This window comes from Rhodococcus rhodochrous, from assembly GCF_900187265.1.
Classification (GTDB): domain Bacteria; phylum Actinomycetota; class Actinomycetes; order Mycobacteriales; family Mycobacteriaceae; genus Rhodococcus; species Rhodococcus rhodochrous.
Map to the genome: position 1 here is coordinate 534,720 of NZ_LT906450.1, position 20,498 is coordinate 555,217.

General features: G+C 67.0%; 12 protein-coding genes, 2 rRNA genes, 1 pseudogene and 1 riboswitch. Of the genes and pseudogenes, 9 read left to right on the forward strand and 6 right to left on the reverse strand.

Going from position 1 to position 20,498, the window contains the following annotated elements; translation table 11 throughout:
- Nucleotides 1–271: 271 nt before the first annotated feature.
- From CKW34_RS02475 to CKW34_RS02485, 3 genes are all read left to right on the forward strand, one after another.
- Nucleotides 272–3,404 (forward strand): 23S ribosomal RNA (locus tag CKW34_RS02475).
- A 114-nt stretch (nucleotides 3,405–3,518) separates the two neighbouring features.
- Nucleotides 3,519–3,635, forward strand: a 5S ribosomal RNA gene (rrf, locus tag CKW34_RS02480).
- Between the two features lie 167 nt (nucleotides 3,636–3,802).
- Complete coding sequence (locus tag CKW34_RS02485) at nucleotides 3,803–4,309, forward strand: putative immunity protein (RefSeq protein WP_174479630.1); 507 nt, start codon at nucleotides 3,803–3,805, stop codon at nucleotides 4,307–4,309.
- 155 nt (nucleotides 4,310–4,464) lie between these two features.
- Here CKW34_RS02485 and CKW34_RS02490 read toward each other — a convergent pair.
- From CKW34_RS02490 to CKW34_RS02500, 3 genes and pseudogenes are all read right to left on the reverse strand, one after another.
- Nucleotides 4,465–6,031: pseudogene (locus CKW34_RS02490) on the reverse strand (IS1634 family transposase).
- A gap of 259 nt (nucleotides 6,032–6,290) precedes the next feature.
- Nucleotides 6,291–7,670, reverse strand: coding sequence for a M1 family metallopeptidase (locus tag CKW34_RS02495; protein WP_016694643.1), 1,380 nt, complete (start codon nucleotides 7,668–7,670; stop codon nucleotides 6,291–6,293).
- A complete protein-coding gene (locus CKW34_RS02500) occupies nucleotides 7,637–11,542 on the reverse strand; it encodes a Pls/PosA family non-ribosomal peptide synthetase (RefSeq protein ID WP_059382617.1) in 3,906 nt (1,301 codons plus the stop codon). The genes CKW34_RS02495 and CKW34_RS02500 overlap by 34 nt, the downstream gene beginning before the upstream one ends.
- A gap of 162 nt (nucleotides 11,543–11,704) precedes the next feature.
- Nucleotides 11,705–11,822, forward strand: a riboswitch (SAM riboswitch).
- Between the two features lie 68 nt (nucleotides 11,823–11,890).
- Between CKW34_RS02500 and CKW34_RS02505 the strand changes: the two genes are divergently transcribed.
- Together CKW34_RS02505 and CKW34_RS02510 are read left to right on the forward strand one after the other, a co-directional pair.
- Nucleotides 11,891–13,204: an aminotransferase class V-fold PLP-dependent enzyme gene (locus tag CKW34_RS02505; protein WP_059382616.1), complete on the forward strand. Its 1,314-nt coding sequence runs from the start codon at nucleotides 11,891–11,893 to the stop codon at nucleotides 13,202–13,204.
- Between the two features lie 209 nt (nucleotides 13,205–13,413).
- Nucleotides 13,414–14,031 (forward strand): hypothetical protein, encoded by a 618-nt coding sequence (locus CKW34_RS02510; RefSeq protein WP_080968265.1) that lies wholly within the window; start codon nucleotides 13,414–13,416, stop codon nucleotides 14,029–14,031.
- Nucleotides 14,032–14,093: 62 nt separating this feature from the next.
- Here CKW34_RS02510 and CKW34_RS02515 read toward each other — a convergent pair whose 3' ends face one another.
- Nucleotides 14,094–14,624 carry a winged helix-turn-helix domain-containing protein gene (locus CKW34_RS02515; RefSeq protein ID WP_059382615.1) on the reverse strand — a complete coding sequence of 177 codons (531 nt, stop codon included), beginning with the start codon at nucleotides 14,622–14,624 and terminating at the stop codon, nucleotides 14,094–14,096.
- A 219-nt stretch (nucleotides 14,625–14,843) separates the two neighbouring features.
- Nucleotides 14,844–15,317 (reverse strand): YbaK/EbsC family protein, encoded by a 474-nt coding sequence (locus tag CKW34_RS02520; protein WP_059382614.1) that lies wholly within the window; start codon nucleotides 15,315–15,317, stop codon nucleotides 14,844–14,846.
- 101 nt (nucleotides 15,318–15,418) lie between these two features.
- On the opposite strand from CKW34_RS02520, the gene CKW34_RS02525 reads away from it, so the two are divergent.
- Nucleotides 15,419–16,249, forward strand: coding sequence for a crotonase/enoyl-CoA hydratase family protein (locus CKW34_RS02525; protein ID WP_059382613.1), 831 nt, complete (start codon nucleotides 15,419–15,421; stop codon nucleotides 16,247–16,249).
- A 68-nt stretch (nucleotides 16,250–16,317) separates the two neighbouring features.
- Here CKW34_RS02525 and CKW34_RS02530 read toward each other — a convergent pair whose 3' ends face one another.
- Nucleotides 16,318–16,809, reverse strand: coding sequence for an inorganic diphosphatase (locus CKW34_RS02530; RefSeq protein ID WP_006550524.1), 492 nt, complete (start codon nucleotides 16,807–16,809; stop codon nucleotides 16,318–16,320).
- Between the two features lie 262 nt (nucleotides 16,810–17,071).
- On the opposite strand from CKW34_RS02530, the gene dacB reads away from it, so the two are divergent.
- Genes dacB through tilS form a run of 3 tightly spaced genes read left to right on the forward strand, consistent with a single transcriptional unit; the run spans nucleotide 17,072 to nucleotide 20,480 of the window.
- Nucleotides 17,072–18,415, forward strand: coding sequence for a D-alanyl-D-alanine carboxypeptidase/D-alanyl-D-alanine endopeptidase (gene dacB / locus CKW34_RS02535; RefSeq protein WP_059382612.1), 1,344 nt, complete (start codon nucleotides 17,072–17,074; stop codon nucleotides 18,413–18,415).
- On the forward strand, nucleotides 18,412–19,461 hold the full coding sequence (locus CKW34_RS02540) for a zinc-dependent metalloprotease (protein ID WP_059382639.1): 1,050 nt from the start codon (nucleotides 18,412–18,414) through the stop codon (nucleotides 19,459–19,461). Before dacB ends, CKW34_RS02540 begins: the two co-directional genes overlap by 4 nt.
- Nucleotides 19,437–20,480 carry a tRNA lysidine(34) synthetase TilS gene (tilS, locus tag CKW34_RS02545; protein WP_059382611.1) on the forward strand — a complete coding sequence of 348 codons (1,044 nt, stop codon included), beginning with the start codon at nucleotides 19,437–19,439 and terminating at the stop codon, nucleotides 20,478–20,480. The genes CKW34_RS02540 and tilS overlap by 25 nt, the downstream gene beginning before the upstream one ends.
- Nucleotides 20,481–20,498: the final 18 nt, after the last annotated feature.

The following is a 20,498-nucleotide window of genomic DNA, read 5'->3' on the forward strand; positions in this document are numbered from 1 at the left end:
ACAGGTGACGTCCTCACGGGCAGAGACTGTTTCGTTCCCACGGGTGGAACGGCAGAAGCTCATGGGTGGAACGCTGACAGCCTCATCCGCATATCAGCCGGCTACACGGTCGGTTGGTGGGTGATATATCGGTGCACTGTTGGGTCCTGAGAGAACACGCGAGTGTTTGATCAGCGACGATGACTTACGAAGACGGTTGGCCGTGTGGCCGGCGTTGGTAGGGGTTGTTGTGTGTTGTTTGAGAACTGCACAGTGGACGCGAGCATCTTTGTTGTAAGTGTTTATGAGCGTACGGTGGATGTCTTGGCACCAGGAGCCGATGAAGGACGTGGGAGGCTGCGATATGCCTCGGGGAGCTGTCAACCGAGCTGTGATCCGAGGATTTCCGAATGGGGAAACCCAGCACGAGTGATGTCGTGTTACCCGCACCTGAATATATAGGGTGTGTGGAGGGAACGTGGGGAAGTGAAACATCTCAGTACCCACAGGAAGAGAAAACAACATGTGATTCCGTGAGTAGTGGCGAGCGAAAGCGGATGAGGCTAAACCATGGGTGTGTGATAGCTGGCAGGCGTTGCATCCGTGGGGTTGTGGGGCTTTTCTTCCCGTCACTGTCATGACGGGCGAGAGTAAGAAACCGGTTGGTTAGTCGAAGTGGTCTGGAACGGCCTGTCGTAGAGGGTGAGAATCCCGTAGACGAAAACTTGCCGGCTCTCGTGAAAAGTACCCGAGTAGCACCGGGCCCGTGAAATCCGGTGTGAATCTGTCGGGACCACCCGATAAGCCTGAATACTCCCTGGTGACCGATAGCGGACTAGTACCGTGAGGGAAAGATGAAAAGTACCCCGGGAGGGGAGTGAAATAGTACCTGAAACCGTGCGCTTACAATCCGTCAGAGCCTTCGAACACTTCGGTGTTGGGGGTGATGGCGTGCCTTTTGAAGAATGAGCCTGCGAGTTAGTGGCATGTCGCGAGGTTAACCCGTGTGGGGTAGCCGTAGCGAAAGCGAGTCCGAATAGGGCGCATCTAGTGGCATGTTCTAGACCCGAAGCGGAGTGATCTACCCATGGCCAGGGTGAAGCGATGGTAAGACGTCGTGGAGGCCCGAACCCACTTAGGTTGAAAACTGAGGGGATGAGTTGTGGGTAGGGGTGAAAGGCCAATCAAACTCCGTGATAGCTGGTTCTCCCCGAAATGCATTTAGGTGCAGCGTCGCGTGTTTCTCACCGGAGGTAGAGCTACTGGATGGTCTAGGGGGCCCACAAGCTTACCGAAATCAGCCAAACTCCGAATGCCGGTGAGTGAGAGCGCGGCAGTGAGACTGCGGGGGATAAGCTTCGTAGTCGAGAGGGAAACAGCCCAGATCGCCGGCTAAGGCCCCTAAGCGTGTACTAAGTGGAAAAGGATGTGGGATCGCTGAGACAACCAGGAGGTTGGCTTAGAAGCAGCCACCCTTGAAAGAGTGCGTAATAGCTCACTGGTCAAGTGGTCCTGCGCCGACAATGTAGCGGGGCTCAAGTACACCGCCGAAGCCGCGGCATTCACACAAGCCCGCTGATTCTCCACGGAGGGTCGGCCAGGTGTGTGGATGGGTAGGGGAGCGTCGTGTGGCCGTGGAAGCGCCGGAGTGATCCAGGTGTGGAGGCCACGCGAGTGAGAATGCAGGCATGAGTAGCGAAAGACGAGTGAGAAACTCGTCCGCCGGATGACCAAGGGTTCCTGGGCCAGGTTAATCCGCCCAGGGTGAGTCGGGACCTAAGGCGAGGCCGACAGGCGTAGTCGATGGACAACGGGTTGATATTCCCGTACCCGTGTATCCGCGCCCAATGGCGAATCAGTTGTGCTAACCGTCCAAAAGTCTCCGCTGTTCCTTCGGGAACTGTGGGGATGGCTGCACGGGACCCTGATTGTAGTAGTCAAGCGATGGGGTGACGCAGGAAGGTAGCTGGGCCAGGTGATGGAATACCTGGTGTAAGCCGGTAGGGCGAATGGTAGGCAAATCCGCCATTCATCAAGCCTGAGAGGTGATGCGTACCCGTTGAGGGGAATTCAGTGATCCTATGCTGCCGAGAAAAGCCTCTAGTGAGTTGGTACACGGCCCGTACCCCAAACCGACACAGGTGGTCAGGTAGAGAATACCGAGGCGATCGAGAGAACTGTGGTTAAGGAACTCGGCAAAATGCCCCCGTAACTTCGGGAGAAGGGGGACCACGCTCGGTGACGAGTCTTGCACTCTGAGCTGGGGGTGGTCGCAGAGACCAGAGAGAAGCGACTGTTTACTAAAAACACAGGTCCGTGCGAAGTCGTAAGACGATGTATACGGACTGACGCCTGCCCGGTGCTGGAAGGTTAAGAGGACCGGTTAGTCACTTCGGTGGCGAAGCTGAGAATTTAAGCCCCAGTAAACGGCGGTGGTAACTATAACCATCCTAAGGTAGCGAAATTCCTTGTCGGGTAAGTTCCGACCTGCACGAATGGCGTAACGACTTCTCTGCTGTCTCGACCACAGACTCGGCGAAATTGCATTACGAGTAAAGATGCTCGTTACGCGCGGCAGGACGAAAAGACCCCGGGACCTTCACTATAGCTTGGTATTGGTGTTCGGTTCGGTTTGTGTAGGATAGGTGGGAGACTGTGAAGCGGCCACGCCAGTGGTTGTGGAGTCGTTGTTGAAATACCACTCTGATCGTATTGGACCTCTAACCTCGGACCATGATCTGGTTCAGGGACAGTGCCTGGTGGGTAGTTTAACTGGGGCGGTTGCCTCCCAAAATGTAACGGAGGCGCCCAAAGGTTCCCTCAGCCTGGTTGGCAATCAGGTGTCGAGTGCAAGTGCACAAGGGAGCTTGACTGTGAGACTGACAGGTCGAGCAGGGACGAAAGTCGGGACTAGTGATCCGGCACCGGCATGTGGAAGCGGTGTCGCTCAACGGATAAAAGGTACCCCGGGGATAACAGGCTGATCTTCCCCAAGAGTCCATATCGACGGGATGGTTTGGCACCTCGATGTCGGCTCGTCGCATCCTGGGGCTGGAGTAGGTCCCAAGGGTTGGGCTGTTCGCCCATTAAAGCGGCACGCGAGCTGGGTTTAGAACGTCGTGAGACAGTTCGGTCTCTATCCGCCGCGCGCGTTAGAAACTTGAGGAAGGCTGTCCCTAGTACGAGAGGACCGGGACGGACGAACCTCTGGTGTGCCAGTTGTCCCGCCAGGGGCATGGCTGGTTGGCTACGTTCGGAAGGGATAACCGCTGAAAGCATCTAAGCGGGAAGCCTGTTCCAAGATGAGGTTTCTCACCCCCTCGAGGGGGTAAGGCCCCCGGCAGACCACCGGGTTGATAGGCCGGAACTGGAAGCACAGCAATGTGTGGAGGTGACCGGTACTAATAGGCCGAGGACTTACCACGAAGATGTTACGCGTCCACTGTGCGGTATCTGAAACAACACACACAGATATCCGATCGAGTTCTGCTGCGGCGGAACGCTATCGAGAGGTCTGCGTGGTTACTGTTTCATAGAGTTACGGCGGCCATAGCGACAGGGAAACGCCCGGTCCCATTCCGAACCCGGAAGCTAAGCCTGTCTGCGCCGATGGTACTGCACTCGACAGGGTGTGGGAGAGTAGGACACCGCCGAACACCCGTTACCGAAGACCCCCAACATTGTTGGGGGTCTTCGGCTTTGAGGAGGGGACCCGCTTTCGCGGGTCCCCTCCTCTCGTATGCGGACATCCGTCCGACCTATGCTCGGAGTTGTGGGACGGATCGAGCCGGCGACAAGCGTGTTCGGTGATTTCGAACTCACCATGGACGAACTACGAGCGGTCGCCCGATACGTGACGGAGAGCGCCCAGGCCGTGCTCCCCGTCTTCGAAGAATCTGTGCCCGACGACCGTCGTCCACGTGCAGCACTCGACGCGGCTAGGGAATTCGTCGACGGTGCGCGACGAACGAGACTCCAGCGCGTCACTGCCCTGGATGCCCACCGGGCTGCGAAGGACGCACCGACGGAGGCGGCGTCCCTTGCCGCACGGTGCGCCGGTGATGCCGCGGCGGCTGCCTATCTGCACCCCATCGCGAAGGCCACTCAGGTCGGGCACATCCTGCGTGCCGCAGCGAGTGCCGCTCGCATCGCCGAACTCCGCGCTGACGGCGACCCGGGAGCCGTGGAGGACGCGCTCGACGACGCCCGGCGACGCGCGACTTCCGTGGTGGTCGACGTCCTCTCCAGATATCCGCTCGCGCCCACGTCGAGAAGTCGGGTCGGAGAGTTGATGAGCGCACTGGATACGTCTCTACGTCGCCCGAACTAGAAGACGTCCGGAGGGGAACCCGGTACTCGGGTCCCGCTCCGGATCACCACCTCCCGCGACCGGTGCTCATGCCACCGGTCGGCGTCCCGAAGATCACACCTACAGGTACCAACCACCGTTGACCTGACTTGCACAGATTTAGTGCCCCGCTCCGATCACCGAGTCGGTAGACCCAGCGCGGTGAGGATGCGGACCGCGTCCGGGTCGAGGGGGTCGGTAGCGGTGTGGGGGTAGCCGGCGATGGTGATGGTGATTTCCTGGAGCGGACGCAGGGTCCGGACCAGGGAACGAAGCGAAGTCCCGGTCTCGGCCTGCAGGTAGCGGGCGATCGCGAGTGCGGTGAAGACGACCGTGAGGTGGGCTTCGATCGCGTCGCGGGTGTGGTGGAACATCGGCCGTGCCCGCAGGTCGGTTTTCGACATGCGAAACGACTGCTCGACATGCCAGAGGTCGTGGTACTTGCCGATCACCTCGCCCGGCTCCATGAGTGTGACCGGGATGTTGGTCACGTATCCCTTCAGGCCGATGAGTGATCGGGCCCGCTCGATGCTCGCCTCATCGACGGTGCGGCCACTGGTAGTGGTCTTGACGAACCGGGTCGATTTCGGTGCCTTGCCACCGTCGACGACCGCCCGTGCGCGGGCTTCCTGAGCGTTGAGTGTTTGGTTGTCGCGGACAGCACGGCGTTTCGAGTACTGCCAGACCGCCCGCCACGAGGTGGGATGCCGAACCGGATCCCAGATCGGTTCGGCGCGTCTTTTCGCCGTGTTGACTACGCTGCGGGCGTGGCGGGGCGTGACGGTGTCGATGATCTGCCCATCGACGAAAACGTCTCCATTCCAATGAAAATGGTTGGCCAGATCCGCCGGGGCCTTGGTGACCCGAGACCCGACGATGAACTTCAGGCCGACGCCGTCGAGATCTGCGAGGTTACCGGCGGAGAGCATGCCGGCGTCGGCGGCGACGACCATCTCGACTCCGGCGATGTCGTGTCGGTCCTGGAACTGGCGGATGATGGGCACGATTGTGTGGGTTTCGGCCTTGTTGCCTTCGAAGCAGCCGATCTCCAGTGGGAAACCGGTCCGGTCCACGAGCAGGCCGACGACGATCTGCGGGTCGACCCGGCGTTCCTTTTCAGTACCCGACCTTGCGGAGATCGTCTTCTTTCTCCGCTTCGAAATACAGGGTGGTCACGTCGTAGAGCACCAGGGACAGACCCCCGGTCGCCGCGGCATGCTCGAAACATCGCGTCGCGACCCGATCCCGGTAATCACTTGTGGCACATCGTTTCAATGCATTCGCGTAGGTGTTGCGGTGAACCGGGGTCAGGCCGATCTCGCCGACCACCCTGGCCGTGTCACTCATCGAGGTCGGCTCCACGATCCGGGCAAGGACCAACTGGAAGAAAGCCTCGTCGTCAATGACGTCGAACCCGAGCCGGTGCCAGGCGGTCTCGACCGCCTCGATCAGCCAGCGCGAGCGCTTCGCGGTGATCAGCGACGGTCCCTTCCCGGAGTTGCCGGGCACATCCAGTCCCAGGTCGAGTTCTTCCTGGCCGGCGTGGAGCTTGCCGCGGGCGAGCTGCATCAACGCGGCCAACTCGCTGTCGGTGTGGGCCGAACCGACATGCTCGACGATCGTCCGGCGACCGCCCTGCTTGACCGCGATCTGCACCGCCGTCGCCCCCGACGCGGTCCGAACCTTGCGAATGTACGCCGCCACCCGCCAGATCCTACCGACCGTTTAGTGCCCCAAATCGACAACCCGCGATCCCGCTACCAGCGGAAACGCTCGGAGAACCCGGGAATCCTCCTCAACTTGTGCAAGTCAGGGAGGGGAACCCGGTACTCGGGCCCCGCTCCGGATCACCACCTCCCGCGACCGGTGCTCATGCCACCGGTCGGCGTCCCGAAGATCACACCTACAGGTACCAACCACCGTTGACGCCGATGGCCTGCCCTGTGATGAAGCCGGCATCGCGTCAGGCGGTCGGTGCCGGAGGGAGCTCTCGCGTGCTCAACCACGCCTCCCACAGCGGCCGGAGCGAGACGTCCGAGAAACGCGCGGCGAGATCCTTGAACTGCGCCGTCGTCACATTGCCGTGCCGGTGTTCCGCGGTCCACGTCCGCAGGAGGGTGAAGAACGGTTCGTCGCCGAGTTGCACGCGCAGGGCGTGCAGGGTCAGTGCCCCGCGCTTGTAGATGCGGTCGTCGAACATGTCCTTCGGGCCCGGATCCTCGAGCAGGATGTCCTGCGGCTTGCGGGCCAGTCCCCGGTGGGCGTCGAGTGCGTGCGCGTGCGCCGACCTGCCGCCCGAGTTCTCCGACCACAGCCACTCCGCGTAGCACGCGAATCCTTCGTGGAGCCAGATGTCGCACCAGCGGTTCAACGTGAGGCTGTTGCCGAACCACTGGTGCGCCAACTCGTGTGCGACGAGCCGTTCCTCGCGGCCGGTGCCGTCGCAGAAGTTCGCGCCGAAGATCGACAATCCCTGCGCCTCGAGGGGGATCTCGAGGTCGTCGTCGGTCACCAGAGCGGTGTAGTGCGCGAACGGATACGGGCCGAACAGGCGTGTGAACAACTCGAGCATCTCGGTCTGACGAGCGAAGTCCCGATCGAACTCCGCGCGCAGGCGAGGCGGGTGGATACCGTACTGCGGCACGGGTTCCGTTGCGAGGGTGCGTATCTCGTAGTGGCCGGTCTGGACGGTGGCGAGATAGGTCGCCATCGGTTCGGGTTGCTCGTACACCCGTGTGGTGCGGCTCGCCTTCGTGGTCTTGTGCACGAGCGTGCCGTTCGCGATCGCGACGAACGGAGCGTCGGTGGTGACGGCGATGCGGTAGGTGGCCTTCGAACCGGGATGGTCGTCGCAGGGGAACCAGGTGGGTGCGCCGTTGGGCTGGCTCGCGACGAGCGACCCCTCGTCGAGTTCCTCCCAGCCGACCTCACCCCACATCGTGCGCAGCGGGGTGGGCGTGCCCGAGTACTGCACACCGAAGACGAGGACCGCCCCGGCAGGGAGTTTCTCGGCGGGGGTGACGGTGAGCTTGCCACCGCGATGCGCGAACTTGGCGGGACGTCGCCCGTTGACGGTCACCTTCGCGACCCGCATCGACTGCGCGAGATCGAGTGAGTACTTGGCGCGCACGTCCGTCGTCGTGGCGATGATCTTCGCTCGGCCGTCGAGCCGGTTGGACACGACCTTGTAGGTGAGTTCGAGTTCGTAGCGGGAGACTCGGTAGCCGCGGTTCCCGCTCTCGGGCAGATAGGGATCGAGCGGGCGGTCGGCGGCGACCGGCGCGACGGGCTTGGCGGCCTTGATGGGCTTCACCGCGGCGACCAGTCGTTCGGTGTGGTCCACGGCGTGATCGGATTGCCCTGCCAGCGAGTGGACGGCGGGACCACGTCGCCGCGCATCACCAGCGAGGCGGGGCCGACGGTGGCGCCGTCCCCGATGCCCGAGGCGGGCAACGCGACGCATTGGGGGCCGAGCGTGGCGCCGGCGCCGAGGGTCACGGTGTCCATGGACATGATCCGATCATGGAACAGGTGGGTCTGTACAACGCAACCGCGTTCGACGGTCGCACCGTCGCCCAGTGACACCAGGTCGGCCTCGGGCAACCAGTAGCTCTCGCACCACACACCGCGGCCGATCCTCGACCCCAGCGCGCGCAGCCACAGATTCATCACGGCGGTGCCCGCCGCGGCCCGGGCGAACCACGGTGCCGCCACGGTCTCGACGAAGGTGTCGGAGACCTCGTTGCGCCACACGAACGAACTCCACAGCGGGTGCTCGACGCGTCCGATCCGACCGACGACGAGCCATTTCGCGATCACGGTCACGAGGCACGCCAGAGCGCCGGCCACCATGAGCACGAGACCGCCCAGCAGTGCCGCGGCGAGATAGCCCCAGTGCACGGCGAGGGTGTCGAGGGCGAAGAGCACACCGAGCCCGATGCCGTAGGTGACGACCATGGGCACGAGCCGGAAGGTCTCCACCGCGCCGCGCGCGATCTTCAGTTTCAGCGGCGGTTCGAAGGTGCGGCTCGCGTCGCTGTCGCCGCTCGCGCGCCGCAGGCGCACCGGGGGACTGCCCAGCCACGACGAACCGGACTTCGCCTTCTCCGGAGCAGCGGAGAGCACCGCGACGAGTCCATGCTTCGGGACCCGCCGACCCGGCGCCGCCATCCCCGAGTTGCCGAGGAATGCACGCTTGCCGACCTTCGCATGCGAGATGTACAGCCAGCCGCCGCCGAGTTCGTAGGAGGCGACCATCGTGTCGTCGGCGAGGAACGCTCCGTCGGCGACCTTCGTGAACTTGGGGACCATCAGCACGGTCGACGCCTCGACGTCCTTGCCGATGTCGGCGCCGAGCAGACGGAGCCAGATCGGGGTGAGCATCGACGCGTAGAGCGGGAACAGGAAGGTGCGCGAGGAGTCCATGAGGCGCTCGGTGAACCACACCTGCCAGCCCACGCGACTGCGCACGGGATGCCAGCCTTCCGACATCCCGATGGCGAGCAGCCGCACCGCCATCAGGGTGAGCAGGGCGAAGACGAACATCGTCAGCAGCGCCGCGACGGGCAGCATCGCCAGCGAGTGCACCACGGCGTCGGAGACGGTGGGGGTGTCGTGCACCCACCACACGAGCAGCGCGACCCCGGCGGCGATCGAGACGATGGGCAGGCCGCCGAGCAGGATCGACGACAGGGCGTAGACCGGCACCCATCTGCTGCCCCGCGGCGGTGTCCCGGCGGGCCACGGCCGGTCGGCCTTGCCGGCCTTGCGGGCGGGTGAGCCCGACCAGTTCTGTCCGGCCTTCACGCGGCCGAACACCGCGGATCCGGCCTCCACTTCGGCGTTCTTGCCGATCCGCGCGCCGGGGGCCAGGAACGACCGGGCACCCACCGTGGCGCCGGCACCGATCCGGATGCTTCCGATGTGGACGACGTCGCCGTCCACCCAGTAGCCGCCGAGATCCACCTCCGGCTCGACGGCACAACCGTCGCCGAGTTCGAGGAGGCCGGTGACCGGCGGAAGGCTGTGCAGGTCGACGTCGCGGCCCACCTTCGCGCCCAGCGCCCGCGCGTACTGCCGCATCCAGGGAGCGCTCGAGATGTTCACGGCACCCACGGCCTCGGACAGCCGCAGGGCCGTCCACAGCCGGAGGTGGACGCTCCCACCACGGGGGTGGCTTCCGGGCTTCACGCCGCGCAGCAGCAGACGCGAACCCGCGACGGAGATCGCCATGCGGCCGACGGGCGTGAGGAACAGCAGGACTCCGAGCGCCACCCACCACCACGACAGGGTGACGGTCCACGGAACGTCGACGACGAACGCGACGACGTTGTTCAGGATGGCCAGCCAGGTCACCCACTGCAGTCCGGTGAGGGTGGTGAGGACGGCGGTCACCGCGATCTGCCCGAGCTGGGCGAGTCGCGGCACCGGGGCCACCTCACGGGGGGTCGCGGCTTCCGTCGGTGCGAGTTCGTCGAGATAGACGGCGAGTGATCCGAGCCGGGGATGGTCGTACAGTTCCGCGACCGTCATCTCCGGATATCGGCTCCGCAGCGCCGTGACGAGCTGCGCCGCCGCGAGGGAACCACCGCCGAGTTCGAAGAAGTCGTCGTCGACGCCCTCGATCCGGGCACCGAGGATGTCGGTCCACAGTTCGGCGACCCATTCGGCGGTGGGATCGAGACCGAGTGCTTCCACCGAGTCGGCATCGGCGCCCGGCAGCGGCCACGGCAGAGCGTTGCGGTCGACCTTGCCGGATGTGCGGGTGGGGAGTTCGTCGACGAGCGCGAGTCGCGGGACGAGCGCGGCGGGGAGTTGTTCGGACAGCAGGTCGTGGGCCGACGTGATGTCGAAGTCCGGATCGGTGGAGGCGATGTACCCCACGAGGATCGAGTGCCCAGCAGCGGTCCTGCGGACCGCGCAGGCGCCGCCCGCCACGCCCGGCAGGTTCTGCAGCGCGTTGTCGACCTCGCCGAGCTCGATGCGGCGACCACCGATCTTGACCTGGTCGTCGGCGCGCCCCTGGAACAGCAGACCGGCGCGGTCGAGCGTCACGAGATCGCCGCTGCGGTAGGCGCGGTCCCAGCCGAGAGTGGGCATGGGAGCGTACTTCTCGGCGTCCTTCGCCGGATCGAGGTAGCGCGCGAGACCGACACCGCCGATGACGAGTTCCCCGGTCGCGCCCTCCTCGACGGGGTTTCCGTCGGCGTCCACGACGGCCAGGTCCCATCCGTCGAGGGGCAGGCCGATGCGGACCGGTCCGGTGCCGTCCATGAGCGACGCGCAGGCCACGACCGTCGCCTCGGTGGGTCCGTAGGTGTTCCACACCTCGCGTCCCGGAACGGCGAGACGCTCGACGAGGTCGGGTGGGCAGGCCTCGCCGCCGAAGATGAGCAGGCGCACCGCCTCGAGGGCTTCGGCCGGCCACATCGCCGCGAGGGTGGGCACCGTCGAGACGACATTGATGTTGCGGGAGACGAGCCACGGCCCGAGATCCATGCCGGAGCGGACGAGCGCGCGGGGTGCCGGAACCAGGCAGGCGCCGTGCCGCCAGGCGAGCCACATCTCCTCGCACGAAGCGTCGAACGCCACCGACAGGCCGGCCAGGACACGGTCGCCGGGGCCGAGCGGCGCCCCCTGACAGAACATCCGCGCTTCCGCGTCGACGAAGGCCGCCGCATTGCGGTGGGTGACGGCGACACCCTTCGGTGTCCCGGTCGAACCGGAGGTGAAGATGATCCACGCGTCGTCGTCGACGTTCGGACCCCGCACCACCGGGGTGCCCGACGGTGCGGCCGTGCCCGATCCGATGCCCTCGTCGGTGACGATGGCGGTGACCTGCGCTTCCGAGAACACGAGTTCGGCTCGTTCGTCGGGATCGTCGGCGTCGACGGGGACGTATGCGGCGCCCGCGGCGAGAATCGAGAGAATCGTCACATACAGGTCGCTGCGCCCGGAGGTCATGCGCACGCCGACCCGGTCGCCGGCCCCGACGCCCGCGTCGTTCAGCGCGTACGCACCGGCGATCACCGCCTCGACCAGTTCGGCGTACTCGAGGATCGTCGAGCCGTCGTCGATCGCGGGAGCGTCGGGATGCGCTTCGGCGGTGCTCCGCAGCAGGTCGACGAGGGTGCGAGCGGGTGGGGCGTGCGACGCGCGGAGGAACTCGTCCGGGATGGGGGACCGGCCGACGGGGGTCGAGGATATGGCTGGCAACTCCGCGCGTCCTTCTGCTCGATGGATCTTCCGGTTATCTCACGTCCCGGTGGACGACAGGTGAACGTTCGGCGCGCGAACGCGTGTCGTCCTCGCGGTGCCGGGCGACGCGGAGCGGTACGGGGTTGACACGGCACGGTCGTCCTGCCATTCTCTTCGCCAGGTCATGAGTACCAGCGTCAAGCCCCGGCTAGCTGGTCGGCAACCCTCCAACCGCGGTGGGGTGCTCCGGGTGACGACCGGGCCGTGAATCCACTACCGGACACGGCAAGCGCGGACTCCGCCGGCGACGAGAATTCTCTGTCGTAGGCGTCACCGGCGGGTCCCTGAGTACACGAGGGATTTGTCATGACTGCTGTAGCCGCCACCACCTGCATCGCTCCGTTCGCCACCGTTTCCGGATGTGACGTGCAGGTTCCGCTCGTCCAGGGTGGTACCTGCACCTACGCGAACTTCGACTACGCGGCGAGTGCACCGGCGCTGTCCGCCGTCACCGACCGCATCACCGAGCTGCTGCCCTTCTACGCGAGCGTGCACCGCGGCGCCGGATACGCCTCGCGGATCAGCACCACCGCCTACGAGGACGCCCGCACCTCCGTGTCGCGCTTCGTCGGCGCGGCCGACGACCAGGTCGTCGTCTTCACGCGCAACACCACCGATTCGTTGAACCTGCTCGCGAGCGCGGTGCCCGGTGACGTCGTGGTGCTCGATATCGAACACCACGCGAATCTGCTGCCCTGGAAGAACTCTCGGATCGTCGAGGCCGCGGACACCGTCTCCGAGACGGTGTGGCGCCTCGCGGTCGAACTCCAGCGCGCCCCCGCGGCCCTGCTCGCCGTCACCGGTGCTTCCAACGTCACCGGCGAGGTCCTGCCGATCGCCGAACTCGCCGAGCTCGCACACGCTTCCGGTGCGCGGATCCTCGTCGACGGCGCGCAGCTCGTGCCCCACCGCCGTGTGGATCTCGCCGAGCTCGGCGTGGACTACCTCGCCTTCTCCGGTCACAAGCTGTACGCGCCGTTCGGTGCGGGAGCGCTTGTCGGCCGCCGCGACTGGCTCGACGCCGCCGAGCCGTACCTCGCCGGTGGTGGTGCGGTGCGCGAGGTGCGCCTCGATCACACCGAATGGGCCTGCGCCCCTGCGCGTCACGAGGCCGGCACCCCCAACGTGCTCGGTGTCGCCGCTCTCGCCGCCGCGTGCGATGCGCTCGCCGGTTTCGACTCCGACGCGGTGACCCGTCACGAGGAGGCCCTGTGCGCCCTGCTCGTCGACGGTCTGCAGACCATCGACGGCGTGGAAGTGCTTCGGCTGTGGAACGATTCGGCCGACAGCGTCGGAATCGTCACCTTCACGGTCGACGGTTACGAGCCCGGCCACATCGCCTCCTATCTGTCCGCCGAACACGGCATCGGTGTCCGCGACGGCCGGTTCTGCGCGCACCCGCTGCTCGCGCGGGTCGGCCGCGCCGGCGGTGCCGTCCGGGCATCGCTCGGACTCGGCAGCTCGTCCGACGACGTCGAACGCCTCCTCGGAGCACTCCGCTCGCTGGTCGAGAACGGGCCGGCGTGGGTGCACGCGAAGACCGACGGCGTGTGGAACCCCTCGCCGGAGACGCGTCCCGGTCTCGGTGCGACCGATGGTGATGCATCGCCGTGCGTCTGACGGTCGACAATTCCCCACAGGATAAGTAGGGTAATTCGCATGGAACGGACGAGGGCGATCGCTGCGGCACGCTGGTGCCGTCGCCATGTCGACCTCTGCCGTACGGCATCGGGAATCTGTCCGGACTGAAGGTCTTCTCCCTCACAGTCTTCCGGCCCCCCAGGCCGATCCCTCCGTGCCGCTCCGCGGCCCGTACCGAGAGGTATCCCATGTCCGTCGCATCCACCGTCACCCCTGTGTCCGCAGACCCGGCCGTCGTCGAGTCCGCCGCCGTCCGGCCGTTGCGCGTCGCCGTCGAACTCACCGGTCACTCCGGACCCGACTACTGGGCCGACCTGACCCTGGGCCGCGCCGGCGACCCGCCGCTCGACCTCAGCGCCGATGCCTTCAACGTCGTGCGGGTGCGTGCCGCCGACCTGCGTGAAGCCGGGAAACTGCGCGACCGCATCCGTGCGGAGGCCGTCGAGGAGGGGCGCGACCCCGACTCGGTCACCGTGCTCGTCGACGTCGAGGTCATCCTCGCCTCCGATGCCCGCACCGCCCGCACCCGGCGCGCCCGCCCCGAATCCACCCGCGGGGAGACAGGCACGCTGTCCTATGTCGGTACGCCGCACGGTCTCGCCGGGCTGATCGCCGACATCCATGCCGTGCAGGTCGCCGACGGTGTCACGCTGATCCCGCTCGCCGCGCCGTTCACCGTCGAGCATCTCGTCGACGGAACGCTGCCGTGGCTGGAGTCGCGCGGCCTCATCGAGGTCTCACCGACCGTCGTCGAGGTCCTGCGCCGATTCGGCGAGGGCGCTCAGGCATCCGTGCGCGCTTCCTGACGCATCTCCGTATCATGAAGGAGGGGCAGGAGTTTCGACTCCTGCCCCTCCTTCGTATGCGCTCACGCCGTGCGGCGGTCGAGTGTTTCGACGACGTGCACGCGCGGATCGGGATCGAACCGATAACCCGACCCACGGACGGTCGTGATGATGTTGCCGAAACGTCCCAGCTTGGAACGGATCCGGGAGACATGGACGTCGACACTGCGATTGCCCCGATCGGTGTCGAAGTCGTCGTTCTCGGAGTATCCGGCGCCGAGCGGTCGCAGCGCGGCGCGGGACACCACGACGCGGGGCCGGCGGACCAGATACGCGAGGATCTCGAATTCGCTGTGGCTCAACTCGACCCGCTGATTGTCGAGCACCAGACCGCGGGCGGGCAGGTCGATCACCAGAGGGGTCGGGCCGGGGCTGAGGAGGGTGTGGGTGCGCGCGCCCGGGAGCAGGTCGAGCGCGGTCTCCCGCAGGGCGTCGGCGAGGGCTGCGAGATCGCCCGCCGATCCGGCATTCGTGTCCGAGATCTGCACGATGAGAACGAGTTCGGGGGAATCGACCGAGCTGCCGGCCGGGTTCTCGATGGAGGACGTGGTCATGGAAGGGCTCCGCTGGTCGGAAGGTGAAGGGCGCCGGGCAGGCGACTACCCGCAGCTGTGCGGCGCCGGGAAAGAGGGAGGAATGGTGCGGATCTCAGAACGCACAGAGACACGAGCGGGTACGACACAGGTCGACATGCCTGCGGCTCCACGCTCGGACTGTCACGACGGAGAGTGTACCCGGGTGGAGGTGCCTGCGGTACCGGTAGGTGGGCGGTCTCAGTCGACGTCGATGTCGATCGCCGCGGTGATGCGCATGAGCTCCGAATAGACGGTCCGGAACAGTGTGTTCGGGCATCCACCCGACGCCCACAGATCCTGGTGGTGCTGCAGCGCGCGGTCGATGTAGGTGGGCAGGTTCGTGGGGTGGCCGAGCGGTGCGACGCCACCGAGCGGCTGACCGGTGACCTCCGTGACCAGGTCGGGGGAGGCCGGCACGAGCTCGCCGCCGAGCCGCTCGCCGGTCCGCTCGACCGACACGCGATGCGCCCCGGACACCAGCAGCAGGATCGGGTCGTCGTCGAGCAGGAAGACGAGCGACTTCACGATCGCGCCCACCTCCACACCCACCGCGGCGGCGGCCTGCTCGGCGGTGTGCACGGTCTCCGGCTGCTGGACGATCAGACCGTGATGGCCGCGGGCGATGAGCGTGTCCGAGACGCGGTGGGCATTCGGATGCAGCGACCTGGTCATGGATCAAGAGTAGGAAAATCGCCGGACGATGTGCGGGCTTCCGCGATCCCGGATCGGACGGTGCCGATGCGATCCGGCGATCCACAAGTTACTCTTCGGTAATGTCCGATCTCTCGCCTTGGAAAGCGTTCACCGTCGAACGCAAGGATCACGTTGCACAGGTCACGCTCATCGGCCCCGGCAAGGGCAACGCGATGGGCCCCGACTTCTGGGCGGAACTGCCCGTCCTCTTCGGTGAGCTCGACGCCGACCCCGAGGTCCGTGCCGTCGTCCTCGCCGGTTCCGGCCGGAACTTCTCCTACGGCCTCGACCTCGTCGCCATGGGCGGCAGCCTCGGCGCCGTCGTCTCCGGCAAGGCGCTCGCGAAGCCTCGCACGGACTTCCACGCGATGATCAAGAACATGCAGGCGGCCATCACGGCCGTCGCCGACTGCCGCAAGCCGGTCGTCGCGGCGGTCCAGGGCTGGTGCATCGGCGGAGCGGTCGACCTCATCTCCGCCGCCGACATCCGCTACGCGAGCGCCGATGCGAAGTTCAGCGTCCGCGAGGTCAAGGTCGGAATGGTGGCCGACGTCGGCACCCTCGCCCGGCTCCCGCTCATCATCGGCGACGGTCACGTCCGCGAGCTCGCGCTCACGGGCAAGGACATCGACGCCGCCCGCGCCGAGAAGATCGGTCTCGTCAACGACGTCCACGACGACGCCGACGCAGTGCTGGCCGCCGCCCACGCGACCGCCGCGGAGATCGCCGCCAACCCACCGCTCGTCGTCCAGGGCATCAAGGACGTCCTCGACCACACCCGCTCTCCGCAGGTCGACGACAGCCTCCGCTACGTCGCGGCGTGGAACGCGGCGTTCCTGCCGTCGGAGGACCTCACCGAGGCCATCACGGCCGTCTTCGAGAAGCGCCCGCCGCAGTTCAAGGGCGAATAGCCCCCCATAGACGACGGATCCCCCGGACGATGCGATCGTCCGGGGGATCCGTCCTTGCAGGCTCGGTGTCAGTGCCCGCCGTTGTTCTTCAGGCGCTCGACCGACGCGGTCACCTCGGCCTCGGCCTCGGCGCGACCGACCCAGTCGGCGGCCTCGACGTGCTTGCCCGGCTCGAGGTCCTTGTAGTGCACGAAGAAGTGCTTGATCGCGTCGAGCTCGAACTGCGAGACGTCGCTGATGTCCTGGACGTGATCCCAGCGCGGATCGCCGGCCGGGACGGCCAGGATCTTGTCGTCGCCACCGGCCTCGTCGACCATCTTGAACATGCCGACGGGGCGGGCCTCGACGATCACGCCGGGGAAGACCGACTCGGGCAGCAGGACCATGCAGTCGAGCGGATCGCCGTCCTCACCGAGGGTGTTCTCGATGTAGCCGTAATCGGCCGGGTAGCCGAACGAGGTGTACAGGTAACGATCGAGCTTGACGCGTCCGGTCTCGTGATCGACCTCGTACTTGTTCCGCTGTCCCTTGGGGATCTCGATGGTGACCTCGAACTCCACGCCTTGCCTCACTTCGTCGGTGTTTTTCCGGCGGATACGACATCCGTATCTGCGGTGATGGTCCGCAGAGAGGATAACGGTCGCGGCGCTAGGCTGGAGGTGCAGGTACCGGGGCCCCGAGTGCGTCACAGCAGTATGCGGCCGGCAGCGGGAAGTGCGGGTAGCTGGTCGACCAGTGTGTGCAGGATGCAGCGGAGGCGTGTTGACGGGGCAGGGCGGCAACAAGAAGCAGGGTTCACTGGCAACCAGGCGACGACGGAACATGAAGATCCTCTTCGGGATCTGGGGAGCGGGTCTCCTCGCTCTCGTCGTGGGCGGGGCCTTCGCGATCTACGACGTGCGGGCGTCCGCCGGCGCGGTCGTGCTCCCCGCACCGGCGCCGGTGGTCGCGACCCCCGCGGTCGCCGCGGTCTCGCCCGACGCTCCGATGCCCGACCCGGCCTCGTTGGCTGCGGCACTCGACCAGGCCGTGAACAATCCCGGTCTCGGTGACTTCGCCGGATCGATCACCGACCCCACGACCGGCACGGTGCTGTGGTCGAAGGACGCCGATCGCGCGCTGATCCCGGCCTCCACGACGAAGATCCTCACCGCCGCGGCCGCCATGCTCGTGCTGCCCTCCGACCATCGGATCACCACGCGCGTGGTCGAGGGTTCGAAGCCGGGTGAGATCGTCCTCATCGCCGGTGGCGATCCCACCCTCTCGGCGATGCCGCCCGGGGAGGAGAGCTTCTACCCGGGTGGCCCTCGCATCGCCGACCTCGCCGAACAGATCCGGCGCAGCGGCGCGACGGTCGAGACCGTCCTCGTCGACACGAGCCTGTACACCGGGGATCCGCTCGCGCCGGGCTGGTTCCCGCAGGACGTCGGCGACGGCTATGTCGCGCCCATCGAACCCGTGATGCTCGACGGTGGCCGGTTGCGGCCGCTCGAGGACGAATCGCCCCGCAGCGCGACGCCCGCTCTGGACGCCGGTCGTGCACTGGCCACCGCACTCGGTGCCGATCCGGCGCGGGTCGCGCCCGGGTCCGCCACGCCGGGCGCGGCGCCCATGGCGTCGGTCCAGTCGGCGCCGCTCACCGTGCGCCTCGGCCAGATGCTGGGCCGATCCGACAACGTCCTCGCGGAGACCGTCGGACGGGAGGTCGCGGTCGCGACCGGCAACGAGCACTCGTTCGAGGGCACCACGAAGGCCGTGACCGGTACCCTGCAGCAAGCGGGTCTGGACGTCACCGGAGTGACGTTGCGCGACGTCAGCGGGCTCTCGGTCGAGAACCGGATCCCCGCTCGCACGCTCGATCGCGTGATCTCGGAGGCGGCCGGACCGAACAGGACGGAGCTGCGGCCCATGCTCGACTATCTTCCCGTCGCCGGAGCGACCGGCACGCTCGCCGATCGCTACGGCACCACGACCCGCGCCGGAGCCGGATGGGTGCGGGCGAAGACCGGCACGCTGACCGAGGTCAACGGACTCACCGGATACGTCGTCGACTCCGACGGCCGCGTGCTGTCGTTCGCGCTGCTCTCCAACGGCAGGTCCCCGAGCGAGGCCCGCCCCGCCCTCGACGCCGTGGCGTCGGTACTCCGTGAGTGCGGTTGCCGATGACCGGCAAGGAGCGGGCACTCGGCGACGCGATCGACTGGTCGTTCGCGGCCGGCGTCGGCGTGCGCCTCACCCGCTCCGAACCCGCGATGTCGCGGTACACCCGCGACGCGGTGCAGGACGAGTTGTTCTCGGCCGCCTCACGCGCCGAGGGACCGGTGCGCGAGCACACACGACTCGACGACGGAACCGAGCCGCCGCCCGCGCAGGTCGTCGACCGGCCGGGCTGGGTGCGTGCGGCAGCAGCGTCGATGGCCGACCTCACCGCGACATCGGGCGAGGACCCGTCCGGCTCCTCCCCGCGCTGGGTGGGCAAACCGGCGGGCGCACAGGCCGGCGCCATGCTCGCCTACCTGTCGTCCGCGGTGCTCGGACAGTACGACCCGTTCTCCCGTTCGCTGCTGCTCGTCGCGCCCAACGTCGTCGCGGTCGAACGCGCGCTGAAGGTGCCGCCCGCCGACTTCCGGTTGTGGGTGTGTCTGCACGAGGTGACCCACCGCGTGCAGTTCGCGCAGGCACCGTGGATGGCCGAGCTGATGCGCGAGGCCGCCGCCGACCTCGCCACTGCGGTCGAGGAGCCGATGGGCGACGTCGCGACCCGCGTGGTGTCGGCGGTGAAGGACCTGCGCACTCCCGGCGACAAGCCGATGTCGGAGCGGGGCATGCTCGGTGTCGTGCGGGCGCTGCAGGCGCAGTCGCAGCGTGAGTCGTTCGACCGGATCCTCGCCCTGGGAACGCTCCTCGAAGGGCACGCCGATCATGTGATGGACGGTGTCGGCCCGGCGGTGGTCCCGTCGGTCGCGCGGATCCGGCGGGCGTTCGACAACCGGCGGCACCGCAACAGCAGCCCGGTGCATCGCCTCATCCGGCTCGTCCTCGGCATGGACGCCAAGATGGCCCAGTACGTGCACGGCAAGAAGTTCGTCGACGCCGTCGTCGCGAAGGTCGGCATGGACGACTTCAACGCGGTGTGGTCCGGTCCGGACGCCCTGCCCACCCTGAGCGAGATCGACCATCCCGACGCGTGGATCGCGCGGGTGCTGAGCTGATCGTGGCTTCACCGTCGACCGATCGTCCGCTGCTGCCCGAGGCCCCGGCGATCCACGAGGTGCGCCTCGCCGTGCGGGCCTGGCTGGGCGCGCACCCGGCCGACGCGGTGACCGTCGCGTTGTCGGGCGGCGCCGATTCCGCCGCCCTGACCGCCGCCGCCGTCGCGGAGACCGACGCGGTGCACGCCGTCGTCGTCGATCATCGCCTCCAGTCCGGCTCCGAGGTCGTCGCAGCGCGGGCCGCGGAGTTCGCCCGGGCCCGCGGCTGCGCGACCGTCACGGTGGTCGGTGTCGACGTCACCGGCGGGGGAGGCATCGAGGCCGCCGCGCGCGCGGCCCGTTACCGGGCCCTCGACGAGAACCGCGACGACCGGCCCGTGCTGCTCGGTCACACCCTCGACGACCAGGCCGAGACGGTGCTGCTCGGTCTCGGCCGCGGATCGGGTCTGCGTTCGATCCGCGGGATGGCACCCTTCGACCCGCCGTGGGGCCGTCCGCTGCTCGGCGTGCGCCGCGACACGACCCGCCGGGCGTGCGACGAACTCGGCTACCGCCCGTACGAGGATCCGCACAACGCCGACGACCGGTTCACGCGCGTGCGCCTGCGCCGCGAGGTGCTGCCGCTGCTCGAGGACGTGCTCGGTGGGGGCGTCGCCGAAGCCCTCGCGCGCACGGCCGGGCAACTGCAGGACGACGGTCACGCCCTCGACGTCTGGGCTCGCGACCTGCTCGCGACAGCGCGGCGCGAGGACGACCTGCTCGACACCGACGCACTCGCGGCGGCTCCCGCCGCAGTGCGACGCAGAGCCCTCCGATCGTGGCTGATCGATCACACCGCGACACCGAACGAGACGATGCTGCGGGCGGTCGACGACCTGGTAGTGGCGTGGCGCGGACAGGGCCCGGTCGCGGTCGGGCGGGGGCCGCGGACGGGGACGAGGTTGGTGGTGTCGCGTCGGCGTGGCACGCTTGCCGTGGAGTACGTCGACCGGGCGAAGGTCCGGGCGACCGGCAGCTGAAGGTAGGGAAGGACCCCC

Coding starts and splice junctions, on each gene's coding strand:
- CKW34_RS02485 (WP_174479630.1), top strand. CDS start 3,803: ATGGACGAACTACGAGCGGTCGCCCGATACGTGACGGAGAGCGCCCAG.
- CKW34_RS02505 (WP_059382616.1), top strand. CDS start 11,891: ATGACTGCTGTAGCCGCCACCACCTGCATCGCTCCGTTCGCCACCGTT.
- CKW34_RS02510 (WP_080968265.1), top strand. CDS start 13,414: ATGTCCGTCGCATCCACCGTCACCCCTGTGTCCGCAGACCCGGCCGTC.
- CKW34_RS02515 (WP_059382615.1), bottom strand. CDS start 14,624: ATGACCACGTCCTCCATCGAGAACCCGGCCGGCAGCTCGGTCGATTCC.
- CKW34_RS02520 (WP_059382614.1), bottom strand. CDS start 15,317: ATGACCAGGTCGCTGCATCCGAATGCCCACCGCGTCTCGGACACGCTC.
- CKW34_RS02525 (WP_059382613.1), top strand. CDS start 15,419: ATGTCCGATCTCTCGCCTTGGAAAGCGTTCACCGTCGAACGCAAGGAT.
- dacB (WP_059382612.1), top strand. CDS start 17,072: ATGAAGATCCTCTTCGGGATCTGGGGAGCGGGTCTCCTCGCTCTCGTC.
- CKW34_RS02540 (WP_059382639.1), top strand. CDS start 18,412: ATGACCGGCAAGGAGCGGGCACTCGGCGACGCGATCGACTGGTCGTTC.